Below are 13,370 nucleotides of genomic sequence, written 5' to 3' on the forward strand. Positions count from 1 at the left end.
AAAGGCTTAGTGTGCGCGGCCCTGTTCAACGCCAAGGCCGGTTTGTGAGCGAATAAACTGGGCGCGGAATTTCTCACGCTCCAGGTTACCTTCCGGCGAGTTGTCGGTGGCCGAGAAGACCCAGATACCAATAAACGCCACGGCAATCGAGAACAGCGCCGGATACTCATACGGGAAAATGGCGCTTTCGTGACCGAGGATCTGTACCCAGATGGTCGGGCCCAGAATCATCAGGATCACCGCCGTCAGCAGCCCCAGCCAGCCGCCAATCATCGCCCCACGGGTGGTCAGTTTTGACCAGTACATGGAGAGCAGAATGATCGGGAAGTTACAGCTCGCCGCAATCGAGAAGGCCAGCCCCACCATAAAGGCGATGTTCTGCTTCTCGAACAGAATACCGAGCAAAATGGCGACCACACCCAGCACCAGCACGGTGATCTTAGAGACTTTCAGCTCGTCACGTTCGCTTGCCCCTTTACGGAACACGTTGGCGTAGAGGTCGTGCGAGACCGCAGAGGCACCGGCCAGCGTCAGTCCCGCTACTACGGCAAGGATTGTGGCGAAGGCCACGGCGGAGATAAAGCCGAGGAACAGGTTACCGCCCACCGCGTCGGCCAGATGCACCGCCGCCATGTTGTTGCCGCCAATCAGCGCACCCGCCGCGTCTTTAAACGCCGGGTTTGCCCCTACCAGCATGATCGCGCCAAAGCCGATGATAAAGGTCAGGATGTAGAAATAACCCATAAAGCCGGTGGCGTAGAAGACGCTCTTACGCGCTTCACGCGCATCGCTCACGGTGAAGAAACGCATCAGAATGTGTGGCAGGCCCGCGGTACCGAACATCAGGCCGAGACCGAGGGAGAGTGCGGATATCGGATCTTTCACCAGCCCGCCCGGGCTCATGATTGCCTCTCCTTTTGGATGAACCGCCATCGCTTCGGTAAACAGGTTATTGAAGCTGAACCCGACGTGCTTCATCACCATAAAGGCCATAAAGCTGGCGCCGAACAGCAGCAGGACCGCTTTGATAATCTGTACCCAGGTGGTCGCCAGCATGCCGCCGAACAGGACGTACATCACCATCAGGACGCCAACCAGTACCACGGCGATGTGGTAGTTCAGACCGAACAGCAGTTCGATCAATTTACCTGCCCCGACCATCTGCGCAATGAGGTATAGCGCGACCACCACCAGCGAACCGCAGGCGGAGAGGGTACGAATGGGCCCCTGTTTCAGGCGATAGGAGGCCACGTCAGCGAAGGTATAGCGCCCGAGGTTGCGCAAGCGTTCGGCAATGAGGAACAGGATGATCGGCCAGCCGACGAGGAAGCCCAGGGAGTAGATCAGGCCGTCGTAGCCGGATGTATAAACCAGCGCGGAGATCCCGAGGAACGAGGCGGCAGACATAAAGTCGCCCGCTATCGCCAGCCCGTTCTGGAAACCGGTAATGTTGCCGCCCGCGGTGTAATAATCATTACGAGAGCGCACGCGCTTCGACGCCCAGTAAGTGATGTACAGGGTCAGCAGGACGAAAATCAGGAACATCACAATCGCCTGCCAGTTAGTCGGCTGACGCTGAACGTCGCCGGTGATGGCATCCGCCGCGTGGGCGGCAAAAGGAAGTGTGGCGGCAAGCGCCGTCAGGATCCGCTTCATGATGCTTTTACCTCTTGCAGTACCGCTCTGTTGAGACGATCGAATTCACCGTTCGCGCGCCAGACGTACACGCCGGTCAGCAAGAAGGAGATCACAATCACGCCAATGCCAATAGGAATGCCGCGCGTGACGCTGGTGCCCGCGTGCAGCGGGGTGCCCAGCCAGTGCGGAGCAAAGGCGATCAGCATAATAAAGCCGACGTAGATAATCAGCATGATGATAGAAAGGATGAAGGCAAACCGTTGCCGTTTTTCGACGAGCTCCCTGTAGTGCGCACTATTCTCTATCTGCTGACAAATATGGTCATTCATCACAGAGTCTCCAAAGGTAAGGTTGGTTTGTTTTTAGTCCCCTCTCCCCTTTGGGGAGAGGGTTAGGGTGAGGGGAGAGGAAGGTGCGGTCTGATGCCCTCACCCCGGCCCTCTCCCACGGGGAGAGGGAGAAAAAACTAGGAAGGCATTGCGATGGACTGCTTCTCTTCGAGCAGTTTTTCCACCACGCCAGGATCCGCGAGCGTTGAGGTATCACCGAGGTTGCTGGTATCCCCCGCCGCGATTTTGCGCAGGATACGGCGCATAATCTTGCCGGAGCGGGTTTTCGGCAGCGAGTCGGTCCAGTGCAGCACGTCCGGCGTAGCAAGCGGGCCGATCTCCTTACGTACCCAGTTGCGCACCTCGGCGTACAGCTCGGGTGACGGCTCCTCGCCGTGGTTCAGCGTGACGTAAGCGTAAATCGCCTGGCCTTTGATGTTGTGCGGGATCCCGACAACGGCGGCTTCAGCAATTTTCGGATGCGACACCAGCGCCGATTCAATTTCAGCCGTCCCCAGACGGTGGCCAGAAACGTTGAGCACGTCATCCACGCGACCGGTGATCCAGTAATAACCGTCTTCATCACGGCGCGCGCCGTCGCCGCTGAAGTACATGTTTTTAAAGGTCGAGAAATAGGTCTGCTCAAAGCGTTCGTGGTCGCCGAACAGGGTACGCGCCTGGCCTGGCCACGAGTCGACGATCACCAGGTTGCCTTCGGTGGCCCCGTCCAGCGGGTTGCCCTCGTTATCCACCAGCGCAGGCTGTACGCCGAAGAATGGGCGCGTGGCGGAACCGGCCTTCAGCTGTGTGGCGCCAGGCATAGGGGTGATCATGAAGCCGCCGGTTTCGGTCTGCCACCAGGTGTCCATCACCGGGCATTTTTCATTGCCGATTTTCTTCCAGTACCACTCCCAGGCTTCGGGGTTAATGGGTTCACCCACGGAACCGAGGATGCGCAACGAAGAGCGGTCAGTGCCTTCGATGGCCTTATCGCCTTCCGCCATTAACGCGCGGATCGCCGTTGGCGCGGTGTAGAGAATGTTGACCTGGTGCTTGTCGACTACCTGACACATACGCGCCGGGGTCGGCCAGTTTGGCACGCCCTCAAACATCAGCGTGGTGGCACCGCAGGCCAGCGGGCCGTAGAGCAGGTAGCTGTGCCCGGTCACCCAGCCCACGTCGGCGGTACACCAGTAGATGTCGCCCGGGTGGTAGTCGAAAACATATTTAAAGGTCGTGGCCGCATAAACCAGATAACCGCCGGTGGTGTGCAACACGCCTTTCGGTTTACCGGTTGAACCGGAGGTGTAAAGAATGAACAGCGGGTCTTCAGCATTCATCTCTTCCGGCTGATGCTGGTCACTCGCTTTCTCGATCAGGTCACTCCACCACAGGTCACGTCCCTCGTTCCAGTCAATCTTGCCGCCGGTACGCTTCAGCACGATAACGTTACTGACCGTTTTGACATTCGGGTTTTTCAGCGCTTCATCGACGTTTTTCTTCAGCGGGATACCGCGTCCGGCGCGCACGCCTTCATCCGCGGTGATCACCAGTTTTGAACTGGAATCGACAATACGGCCGGCAACGGCTTCCGGTGAGAACCCGCCGAAGATAACCGAGTGAATTGCGCCGATACGCGCGCAGGCCAGCATAGCAACCGCGGCTTCCGGCACCATTGGCATATAGATAGCCACCACATCGCCCTTTTTAATGCCTTTTTCCAGCAGGACGTTGGCGAAACGGCAGACGTCGCGATGCAGTTCTTTATAGGTAATGTGTTTGCTCTGTGAGGCATCGTCGCCTTCCCAGATGATGGCGGTTTCATTCCCGCGTTCGGCAAGATGGCGATCCAGGCAGTTCGCCGCCAGGTTCAGCGTGCCATCTTCATACCATTTAATGGAGACGTTGCCGGGCGCAAAGGAGGTGTTTTTCACCTTCTGATAAGGTTTGATCCAGTCAAGGATGTGTCCCTGCTCGCCCCAGAAGGCGTCAGGGTGGGAAACTGATTGCTGATATTTCTCGTGGTACTGCTCCGGGGTGATCAGGCAACGGTCCGCAATGTTTGCGGGAATGTCGTGTTTATGTATTTGGCTCATGGCTTTTTTTCTCCTTGTAAGATGTTAATAATATGTCGCAAAAACGTTAATAGTAGGGGCTTTACAAGCTTTGTTTATTATTTGGGCTACAGATCACGCATTGTTTGAAGAGGTTGAAAAACGAGCGAATGAAACTTTGAAGGGAAATAATTCAGCCTGACGATTATTCGCATTTAGATTTAAAAAAGCGTTTTTATAACAAATGGTTATTTATCAGGATAATGACAAACTCGCGTTATACCGTCATTTCCCAGTGAAATGCGTCGTTCTTTAAGGCTTGCGCAACAGGTCGCGCAAATGATACTCATACGCCGCGTTAAAAAATCCCATAAACCAACGCAACACAATTCATACCCTTTCAGTATGTCTCCATATTCATGCAGTTTTGCTGGTGCGGAGATTTCATTGAGGAAGTCAGTTTCTATGAAAAACGTTAAAGTCAGCCTGGCCTGGCAGATCTTGCTAGCCCTTGTGCTGGGCATCTTGCTGGGCAGTTATCTCCACTATCATAGCGACAGCCGCGAATGGCTGATTGCCAACCTGCTCTCCCCGGCGGGCGATATCTTTATTCATTTGATCAAGATGATCGTGGTGCCGATTGTGATCTCGACGCTGGTGGTCGGCATTGCCGGGGTCGGTGACGCGAAACAGTTAGGCCGTATCGGTGCGAAAACCATTCTCTATTTCGAAGTGATCACTACGGTTGCGATTATTCTGGGGATTACCCTGGCAAACGTGTTCCAGCCAGGTTCCGGGATCGATATGTCGCAGCTGGCCACGGTGGATATTTCGAAATACCAAAGCACAACGGCGGAAGTGCAGAGCCATGCGCACGGCCTGATGGGCACGATCCTTTCACTGGTGCCGACCAATATCGTGGCATCGATGGCGAAAGGCGAGATGTTGCCGATCATCTTCTTCTCGGTGCTGTTTGGCCTGGGGCTCTCCTCGCTGCCTGCCACGCACCGTGAACCGCTGGTCACCGTCTTCCGCTCTATCTCCGAAACCATGTTCAAAGTGACCCACATGGTGATGCGCTACGCGCCGGTTGGGGTGTTCGCATTAATTGCGGTGACCGTGGCAAACTTCGGCTTTGCCTCCCTGTGGCCGCTGGCGAAGCTGGTGATCCTGGTGCACTTCGCCATCCTGTTCTTTGCGCTGGTGGTGCTGGGCATTGTGGCGCGCCTGTGCGGGCTGAGCATCTGGATCCTGATCCGTATCCTGAAAGATGAGTTGATTCTGGCGTACTCCACGGCAAGCTCTGAGAGCGTGCTGCCGCGCATTATTGAGAAGATGGAGGCTTACGGTGCGCCTGCCTCTATCACCAGCTTCGTGGTGCCGACCGGCTACTCTTTCAACCTGGACGGTTCAACGCTGTACCAGAGTATCGCCGCTATCTTTATTGCGCAGCTGTATGGCATTGACCTGTCGCTGTGGCAGGAGATCGTGCTGGTGCTGACCCTGATGGTGACGTCTAAAGGTATTGCAGGCGTACCGGGCGTTTCGTTCGTGGTGCTGCTGGCGACGCTGGGCAGCGTGGGTATTCCGCTGGAAGGTCTGGCGTTTATCGCCGGTGTCGACCGTATCCTCGACATGGCGCGTACGGCGCTGAACGTGGTGGGGAATGCCCTGGCGGTGCTGGTTATCGCCAAGTGGGAACACAAATTCGACCGTAAAAAAGCGCTGGCGTATGAACGCGAGGTGCTGGGGCGTTTTGATAAGACGGCCGATCGGTAACATCTTATGCCCGGTGGCGCTGCGCTTACCGGGCCTACGGGTTTTGTAGGCCGGGTAAGGCGAAGCCGCCACCCGGCGCTTTACTCCCCGCTCAACGCATCAAACTCTTCACATCCCGTATCAAACCCTTCCGTACAGCTCAGGTTCAACCAGTAAAGCGCTTTCTGCTTATTCGGCGTGATAAACCCTTTCTCGCCCTGTCTGAACAGCATTCCCGCCCAGTACTCCGCATAGCCCGTTCGCGACAGGGTAGAACTTCGCTTGAACCACGACGCGGCCCGCACGTCATCCTGAGCCACCTCAACGCCGTTGGCATAGATCAGCCCCAGCAGCAGCTGCGCGTCTACCGCCGAATCGTTGTCGATATCTTCAGTCGCCGTTTGCAGGAGCTTAATGGCCTGGGGATAGTCGGTTTGACCGGCCTGAGTGTTGACCAGCACGCGCGCCAGCATGATCGCGCCGCGTTTGCTGCCTGCAATGTTTGCCTGCTGCGCCAGAGCCTTGGCCTGCGCGTAATCCCCCTGCGTAAAGTGAATTTGCGACAACAGCGCCATGGCATCGACATCGCCACCTTTTGCGGCTTTTTCGGCCCACCGCGCGGCCTGTGTGCGGTCCCCCGAGCTGAAGTAGGTATCAGCAAGATAATACTGGGCGCGGGCATCGCCCGCTTCCGCCTGCTTCAGATACTGGCTGCCTATCTCATCCGCGCAGGCGAACGAGGTTATAAAGAATAACAACAGAAAAATGGCTTTCATGGATTCTTATCTTCTGGGTACACGCCGCGCAGTATAATCGCGGTGGCGGAAATAAAAAAAGGGAGTGAATATATCACTCCCTTTGTTCATTAATTAATTACCCGCTTCAACCCATTGCGCTTTCACGCAGTCGGGCTTTCAGCTTGTTATATTCGTCAATCACATACTGTTCGGCAGCGTGTTGATCCGCAATGGGCTCCACGTTGACGGCACAATATTTATACTCCGGCGTTTTGGTTATCGGGCTTAAATTCTCCGTCACCAGTTCGTTACAGGCACCAATCCACCACTGGTAGGTCATATAGACCGCTCCTTTGTTGGGACGATCGCTCACCTGCGCACGGGTGATGATTCGCCCTTTGCGCGAGTTCACCCATACCAGCGCCTCATCCTCAATACCCAGGCGTTCCGCGTCGGCAGTGTTGATTTGCGCGTAGCCGGGTTCATCTGCCAGCGCGGCCAGCGCGGCGCAGTTCCCGGTCATTGAGCGACAGGAGTAGTGGCCTACTTCGCGCACGGTGGAGAGCACCATCGGATACTCGTCGGTGAGTTTATCTATAGGTGCGACCCAGTCGCAGGTGAAGAACTGCGCCAGCCCGTTCGGGGTGTCGAACGTCTCTTTAAAGAGGTATGACGTCCCCTGGTCGGCTTCCGACTCATCGCGGCATGGCCACTGGATATACCCCAGCTCACCCATTTTTTCATAGGTGGCACCGTAGAAGTCCGGGCACAGATGCCGCAACTCGTCCCAGATCTCCTGGGTGTTGTTGTAGTGCATCGGGTAGCCCATACGGGTGGCGATTTCGCTGATGATCTGCCAGTCGGTTTTCAGATCCCACTTCGGTTCGACCGCTTTGAAGAAGCGCTGGAAACCGCGGTCAGCCGCCGTGTAGACGCCTTCATGCTCACCCCATGACGTCGACGGTAAAATAACATCCGCCGCCGCCGCGGTTTTGGTCATGAAGATGTCCTGGACAATCACCAGCTCAAGATCCTCAAACCCTTTACGTACCGCAGAGAGTTCGGCATCGGTCTGGAGCGGATCTTCACCCATAATGTAGGCCGCACGCACTTCACCGTGCGCCGCACGGTGCGGCAGCTCGCTGATGCGATAGCCGGTGTGTTCCGGCAGGCTTTCGACCCCCCAGGCTTTCGCGAATTTCTCGCGGTTTTCCGGGAATTTGACGTACTGATATCCTGGATAGGTATCCGGCAGCGCGCCCATATCGCAGGCCCCCTGGACGTTATTCTGGCCACGTACCGGGTTGACGCCGACGTGGGCCTTGCCCAGGTTACCCGTCAGCATGGCGAGGCTGGTCAACGAACGCACGGTTTCCACGCCCTGGTAGAACTGGGTCACGCCCATGCCCCACAGAATGGCGGCGGTTTTCGCCCCGGCGTACATGCGTGCGGCCTGGCGGATCTCCTGTGCGCTGACGCCGGTTATCGCTTCAACGGACTCTGGCGTATAGCCTTCGACAATTTTACGATACTCTTCAAACCCTTCCGTGCGGCTGGCCACAAACGCCTGGTCGTACAGATTCTCCTCAATAATGACGTGCCCCATCGCATTCAACAGCGCGATGTTCGAGCCGTTTTTCAATGCAATGTGCATATCTGCAATGCGCGCGGTTTCAATTTTGCGCGGATCGCAGACGATGATTTTCGCCCCGTTCTGTTTGGCGCGAATAACATGGTTCGCGACGATAGGGTGAGAATCCGCCGGGTTATAGCCGAAAATAAACACCAGATCGGTGTTGTCTATCTCGTTGATGGCATTACTCATTGCGCCGTTACCGACCGACTGGTGCAGACCTGCAACCGATGGGCCGTGTCAGACGCGAGCGCAGCAGTCGACGTTATTGGTTCCAATAACGGCGCGTGCGAATTTTTGCATCACATAGTTGGTTTCATTCCCTGTCCCGCGTGAGGAACCGGTCGTCTGAATCGCATCCGGGCCGTACTTGGCCTTGATGGCGCTGAGGCGCGTGGCGACGTAATCGAGCGCCTCGTTCCAGCTGACGGCTTCCAGCTTGCCACCGCGCTCGCGGCGGATCATAGGGGTTTTCAGGCGCGGGGTGAGGATTTGGGTATCATTGATAAAATCCCAGCCGTAATACCCTTTCAGACACAGCGTGCCCTGGTTGGTTTTCCCCTGTGCGGCCTCCGCCCGGACGATTTTGCCGTTATCGACCACCAGGTGGATCTTGCAACCTGAGGCACAATAAGGGCAAACCGTGACGACTTTTTTCATCAGTCTGCTCCAGTTAATCGAATCTTTCGCACCGACTAATGCAGCTTCTATGCCATGTTTTTAGTAGGGGTAATTGCGCGCTTTACGGCGTATTCCTGCCGACAACCCTGACGAAAAGCAGACCATCGTCAAAATTGACGTGTCGAATGGGCAGGGTATGTGACATGGGTTGAATTTCCGTCACGGAAAACGCCCTTTCACTGGAGCTGACGGCAGAATGGTTCAGACTTAACATAATCCCCTGACGGAAGCATATGATGAAACCGGCGATTCTGGTGGTTGATGACGATTTGGCAGTGTGCGAACTGCTGCAGGATGTGCTGAGTGAACACGTCTTTGACGTGCTTGTCTGCCATAACGGCCAGGATGTGCCAGGCCGGGTACAACAGACGCCGGAGATCGCCCTTGTCCTGCTGGATATGATGCTGCCGGATATCAATGGGTTACAGGTTTTGCTGCAGTTGCAGAAGCAGCGTCCGGCGCTACCGGTGATCATGTTAACCGGGTTGGGCAGTGAATCCGACGTGGTGGTGGGGCTGGAGATGGGAGCCGACGACTATATTGGCAAACCGTTTAATCCGCGCGTGGTGGTTGCCCGGGTTAAAGCGGTCCTGCGTCGGACCGGCGTGCTGGCCGCAGAAACGCCGATGCCACGCGTAGCGGGGATAACCTTCGACAACTGGACGCTGGATACCTCCCGATGTGAACTGATTGATCCGCAGCGTAACGTCGTGCCGTTGACCCAGGGGGAATATGGCCTGCTGCTGGCGCTTACGCAAAATGCCCGCCGGGTACTCAGCCGCGATCAACTGCTGGAACTCACCCACAGCGAAAGCACGGAGGTGTTTGACCGGACTATCGACGTGCTGATCATGCGTCTGCGCCGGAAAATCGAGGTCAACCCGCATCAGCCAGCCCTCATCAAAACCATTCGCGGGCTGGGCTACGTGTTTGCCACCGATGTTTCCCACAGTGAAAAAGCAGCCTAAGTATTCTCTTTGATAAACAACTGCAGCTCGGCCAGCGTTTTCGCGCCGTCGATCGCGTTGGCGGCCAGCAGGCTTGCCCGTGCACAGGCGTGTGCCAGATAAATGCTCTCCGTGAGCGGCAGTGATTCATGACAACCGTATAAAAAACCCGCGCAAAACGCGTCGCCCGCGCCGACGCTGCCGACAATCTCTTTTTGCTCGAGTAACCATGAGGGGATCCATCGGCCTTGCTCACCCGGAGCTTCACCCCATGCGCCTTCCGGGCAGTGGATCACCACCCGCTGGCGAACGCCTGCCGCCAGCAGCTGCGATGCGGCTTCGGCGATAGGGGCGATATTCAGCGCACCGTTGGCGTCGCGCATCTCCAGCCCGCTAAACTCACCGGCCTCCAGCTCGTTAATCACCAGATAATCGAGATGACGCAGGGCAGGGAGCACCAGCGGCTGGTAGCGCGGGTCGCCCTTGCGGGAAACCAGATCAAGCGAGGTTTCATAACCCTGGTCGCGCATTTGCGCCAGCAGCCGTGCGCTGCGGGTGCCAAATTCATCATCCGGCATGTCCAGGCTGTCGAGCAGCAGCAGGTAACCGAGATGGAAGATCTTCATTGAACCCTCCAGGCGATCGAAGGCGGGAAGATCCAGCAGGCGGTTCGCGCCCGGCGAGTGGAAAAAGGTGCGTTGTCCGCTGGGGTCGGTCATCACCTGAGACATCGAGGTCGGGGCGAAAGTGGTGCGCTGCACGCGCTGGCGGTTGACGTGATACTGATCGAGCATCGCCAGAACGTAATCTCCGTCACTGTCCTCCCCAACCAGCCCCACCGCCTGCAGCGGCAGGCCGACATGCATTTTCGCCAGCGTCAGCAGAACGTTAAGTGGCGCGCCGCCCGTAGAACGTTCGCTGTGGGTGATTTCCGCCAGCCAGCCGCGTTCAGGCCACTGCACGATCTGATGGACGTGATCGACCAGCATGTTGCCAGCGGCGATAATGCCTTTGCGTTCCATTATGCCTGCCCCGCGCTGCCGAAGATGCGCATCTGCCCGGCGACCGTATCGGTAATGGCCTCTTCTATGCCCAGTAGCAGCTCGGCAAACTCATCGTACAGCGGCTGGCGGTTCGCCATGCGTTGCTCAACGGCGGCGAGTGCGGCCTGTGACATGCCGGTATAGAAATTGATTTTATGAATGCCCAGCTCGATGGCGCGGCGGAAGTCGGCATCGCTAATGCCGGAACCGCCATGCAGCACCAGCGGCAGGCCCGTCTGCTGGCGAATAGCGTCCAGGCGCGGGAAATCGAGCTTCGGCTCGCCCTTGTATTTGCCGTGTGCGTTGCCGATGGCGACTGCCAGCGCGTCGATGCCGGTTTTATCGACAAATTCCCGCGCCAGCTTCGGGTCAGTGAAGAACGCTTCATCCGCATGCCCGTACAGCGCGCCGCCTTCATCACCGCCTACCGCGCCCAGCTCTGCCTCTACCGACACGCCCACTGCGTGGCACATTTTTACCACTTCCCGCGTCTGGCGAATGTTCTCGTCATAGCTCAGCGTCGAGCCGTCGAACATCACGGAGCTGAACCCCAGGCGCAGCGCCCGCACGACCGCCTCAAAGTGCAGGCCATGGTCGAGATTCAGCACCACGGGAATGTCATGACGGGCGGCTTCAAACTTGACCGCTTCGACAAGTGAATCGAGCGAGACATACTTAAAATGCACTTCGGCGATGTTGATGATAAACGGTGAACGCTCCTGCTTTGCGGCGGCGAACAAGGCGCGCAGAAAATGGGAGTCGAGCACGTTGAACGCGCCCAGCGCGTAGCGGTGTTCCCTGGCGTGTGCCAGACCGTCGGCAAGAGAGAGCAATGGCATCATTTACTCCTTATATCCGAAACAGGTTGTATTCGTTGCACAGCACCAGCACCGCCGGTTCGTCTTCTTCGATGTTGTTATAGCGGGCAATGGGCTGCAAAAAGTGGTTGTCGTGCTCATCGTCATTCACCGATGACACCTCGCCTACCAGCACGTCACCAAACCCGCGCTCGCCCCAGAAACTGTGGTAAAGACAGGGCGTCAGGCAGATGCTTTCCCCTGGTGTGAGGCGCAGCTGGCTGCCGGGAGCATGCGTTTGCCGACAGCCGTCTATCGTGACGGTGACGTCGGTGTTTTCTGGCTCTTCATGCGCCCCGGCATTCCATAACTCAATGATGAGGTTCCCGCCGCCCCGGTTGATGATGTCTTCCCGCTTACGCCAGTGAAAATGCATCGGCGTTACCTGGCCGTCGCGCACATGCATGATTTTTTCAGCATAGCCTTTTTCATAAGGCATCCCGTTCGGCGAGCCGTTACGCAGGGTAAACAGCGTTAACCCCTGGGCGGCAAAGTTGTTGCCGCCGAATGCCGTCACGTCCCAGCCGAGCTTAAGGTCGAACACTTCCTGCCATGCGGCCTGGTCAAGCCGCTGCCATTTTGTGGGGGGAAAGCTGGCAAACGGCGGGAGATGCACGTCATGCATGGAAAAGAACTGCCGTGTGTGGCCGAGGATCGCATTGATGTCGGAGCGTTTCATGGGGACTCCTTGAAAACAGTTCCCTCTCCCTGTGGGAGAGGGAAAAGGATCATTTAACCGTCCAGCCCTTATAGGTACCGACGTTCTTTTTATCGATCATCGTCACCGGGATCAGCACCGGTTCTTTCGGTGCCGGTTTACCCTGGAGAATGTCGTAGCCGATCTCGACCGCTTTTGCCGCCATCACCTGCGGATCTTGTGCCGGGGTTGCCACAAACAGGGAGTTTTCCCGCTTCAGCGCTTCTTCACCATCCGGGCTGCCATCCACGCCCACAATGAAGAATTCATTGCGCTGCGCCTGTTTTGCCGCCAGATCGGCGCCGATCGCGGTAGGATCGTTAATCGCGAATACGCCGTCGATCTTCGGATTGGCTGCCAGAAGAGAGGTCATGACTTCCAGACCGCCTTCACGGCTGCCTTTGGCGTTCTGGTTATCCGAGAGCACCTTGATATCCGGATGTTTTTTGAATTCCATCTGGCAACCTTCCACACGGTTTTGCACCGCTGAGACCGGTGGTCCGTTGATGATCACCACATTGCCTTTGCCTTTCAGGCGGTCGGTAATGTACTTACAGGCCATTTCGCCCGCCTGGGTGTTATTGGAGGTGATGGTCGCATCGGCACCTTCCGCCGCCACGTCAACCGCCACGACCACGATCCCGGCATCCTTCGCGCGTTTCACCGCCGGGCCGATCCCTTTGGAATCCGCGGCGTTGAGGATGATCATGTCCACTTTCGCGGCGATAAAGTTATCGATCTGCGCCACCTGCTGACCGAGATCGTAACCGCTGGAGACCAGCGTCACTTTAACGTTATCGCCCGCCAGCTTGCGCGCTTCCAGCTCGGCACCTTTGGTGATCTGCACAAAGAACGGGTTGGCCAGGTCACCCACCGTCACGCCGATGGACTTCAGATCTTTCGCCTGCGCAAACGGCGTTGCGGCAAGCAGCGCGCCAGCACAGAGCGCGGTCACTAACGGTTTTAAACGCATATTGTATTCCTCGAAGCTGTAGG

General features: G+C 56.9%; 11 protein-coding genes. 2 read left to right on the plus strand and 9 right to left on the minus strand.

What is annotated here, in order from left to right; all coding sequences use genetic code 11:
- Positions 1 to 6 precede the first annotated feature (6 nt).
- The 3 genes from actP to acs form a co-directional block, all read right to left on the minus strand.
- A complete protein-coding gene (gene actP, locus L3068_RS01480) occupies positions 7 to 1,656 on the minus strand; it encodes a cation/acetate symporter ActP (RefSeq protein WP_014882162.1) in 1,650 nt (549 codons plus the stop codon).
- Positions 1,653 to 1,967 carry a DUF485 domain-containing protein gene (locus tag L3068_RS01485; protein ID WP_014882163.1) on the minus strand — a complete coding sequence of 105 codons (315 nt, stop codon included), beginning with the start codon at positions 1,965 to 1,967 and terminating at the stop codon, positions 1,653 to 1,655. Before L3068_RS01485 ends, actP begins: the two co-directional genes overlap by 4 nt.
- Before the next feature lie 137 nt (positions 1,968 to 2,104).
- A complete protein-coding gene (acs, locus tag L3068_RS01490; RefSeq protein ID WP_023331810.1) occupies positions 2,105 to 4,063 on the minus strand; it encodes an acetate--CoA ligase in 1,959 nt (652 codons plus the stop codon).
- Positions 4,064 to 4,486: 423 nt separating this feature from the next.
- Between acs and gltP the strand changes: the two genes are divergently transcribed.
- Positions 4,487 to 5,800: a glutamate/aspartate:proton symporter GltP gene (gene gltP / locus L3068_RS01495; RefSeq protein WP_014882165.1), complete on the plus strand. Its 1,314-nt coding sequence runs from the start codon at positions 4,487 to 4,489 to the stop codon at positions 5,798 to 5,800.
- 80 nt (positions 5,801 to 5,880) lie between these two features.
- On the opposite strand, the gene L3068_RS01500 is transcribed toward gltP, so the two are convergent.
- Together L3068_RS01500 and fdhF are read right to left on the minus strand one after the other, a co-directional pair.
- Positions 5,881 to 6,555 (minus strand): tetratricopeptide repeat protein, encoded by a 675-nt coding sequence (locus tag L3068_RS01500; RefSeq protein ID WP_023331811.1) that lies wholly within the window; start codon positions 6,553 to 6,555, stop codon positions 5,881 to 5,883.
- A 106-nt stretch (positions 6,556 to 6,661) separates the two neighbouring features.
- Positions 6,662 to 8,809, minus strand: a complete 2,148-nt coding sequence (gene fdhF, locus L3068_RS01505; RefSeq protein WP_078309985.1) for a formate dehydrogenase subunit alpha — start codon at positions 8,807 to 8,809, stop codon at positions 6,662 to 6,664.
- A gap of 257 nt (positions 8,810 to 9,066) precedes the next feature.
- Between fdhF and L3068_RS01510 the strand changes: the two genes are divergently transcribed.
- Positions 9,067 to 9,798, plus strand: coding sequence for a response regulator (locus L3068_RS01510; RefSeq protein WP_047343371.1), 732 nt, complete (start codon positions 9,067 to 9,069; stop codon positions 9,796 to 9,798).
- Here L3068_RS01510 and L3068_RS01515 read toward each other — a convergent pair.
- From L3068_RS01515 to L3068_RS01530, 4 genes are read right to left on the minus strand one after another with little or no spacing between them, the layout of a single operon-like run.
- Complete coding sequence (locus L3068_RS01515) at positions 9,795 to 10,799, minus strand: carbohydrate kinase family protein (protein WP_047343372.1); 1,005 nt, start codon at positions 10,797 to 10,799, stop codon at positions 9,795 to 9,797. The genes L3068_RS01510 and L3068_RS01515 overlap by 4 nt on opposite strands.
- On the minus strand, positions 10,799 to 11,659 hold the full coding sequence (locus L3068_RS01520) for a ketose 1,6-bisphosphate aldolase (RefSeq protein ID WP_117581817.1): 861 nt from the start codon (positions 11,657 to 11,659) through the stop codon (positions 10,799 to 10,801). Before L3068_RS01520 ends, L3068_RS01515 begins: the two co-directional genes overlap by 1 nt.
- Before the next feature lie 10 nt (positions 11,660 to 11,669).
- Positions 11,670 to 12,356 (minus strand): D-lyxose/D-mannose isomerase, encoded by a 687-nt coding sequence (locus L3068_RS01525; protein WP_058690664.1) that lies wholly within the window; start codon positions 12,354 to 12,356, stop codon positions 11,670 to 11,672.
- A gap of 49 nt (positions 12,357 to 12,405) precedes the next feature.
- The gene (locus L3068_RS01530) at positions 12,406 to 13,347 is read right to left on the minus strand and encodes an ABC transporter substrate-binding protein (RefSeq protein ID WP_014882170.1); all 942 of its coding nucleotides are present in this window, start codon (positions 13,345 to 13,347) and stop codon (positions 12,406 to 12,408) included.
- Between the last annotated feature and the right edge of the window lie 23 nt (positions 13,348 to 13,370).

Source organism: Enterobacter cloacae complex sp. ECL414 (genome assembly GCF_021869685.1).
In the GTDB taxonomy this organism is placed as follows: domain Bacteria; phylum Pseudomonadota; class Gammaproteobacteria; order Enterobacterales; family Enterobacteriaceae; genus Enterobacter; species Enterobacter kobei.

Excerpts from the sequence above, each read along its gene's own strand:
- actP (WP_014882162.1), bottom strand. The coding sequence starts at position 1,656 with ATGAAGCGGATCCTGACGGCGCTTGCCGCCACACTTCCTTTTGCCGCC.
- L3068_RS01485 (WP_014882163.1), bottom strand. The coding sequence starts at position 1,967 with ATGAATGACCATATTTGTCAGCAGATAGAGAATAGTGCGCACTACAGG.
- acs (WP_023331810.1), bottom strand. The coding sequence starts at position 4,063 with ATGAGCCAAATACATAAACACGACATTCCCGCAAACATTGCGGACCGT.
- gltP (WP_014882165.1), top strand. The coding sequence starts at position 4,487 with ATGAAAAACGTTAAAGTCAGCCTGGCCTGGCAGATCTTGCTAGCCCTT.
- L3068_RS01500 (WP_023331811.1), bottom strand. The coding sequence starts at position 6,555 with ATGAAAGCCATTTTTCTGTTGTTATTCTTTATAACCTCGTTCGCCTGC.
- L3068_RS01510 (WP_047343371.1), top strand. The coding sequence starts at position 9,067 with ATGAAACCGGCGATTCTGGTGGTTGATGACGATTTGGCAGTGTGCGAA.
- L3068_RS01515 (WP_047343372.1), bottom strand. The coding sequence starts at position 10,799 with ATGGAACGCAAAGGCATTATCGCCGCTGGCAACATGCTGGTCGATCAC.
- L3068_RS01520 (WP_117581817.1), bottom strand. The coding sequence starts at position 11,659 with ATGCCATTGCTCTCTCTTGCCGACGGTCTGGCACACGCCAGGGAACAC.
- L3068_RS01525 (WP_058690664.1), bottom strand. The coding sequence starts at position 12,356 with ATGAAACGCTCCGACATCAATGCGATCCTCGGCCACACACGGCAGTTC.
- L3068_RS01530 (WP_014882170.1), bottom strand. The coding sequence starts at position 13,347 with ATGCGTTTAAAACCGTTAGTGACCGCGCTCTGTGCTGGCGCGCTGCTT.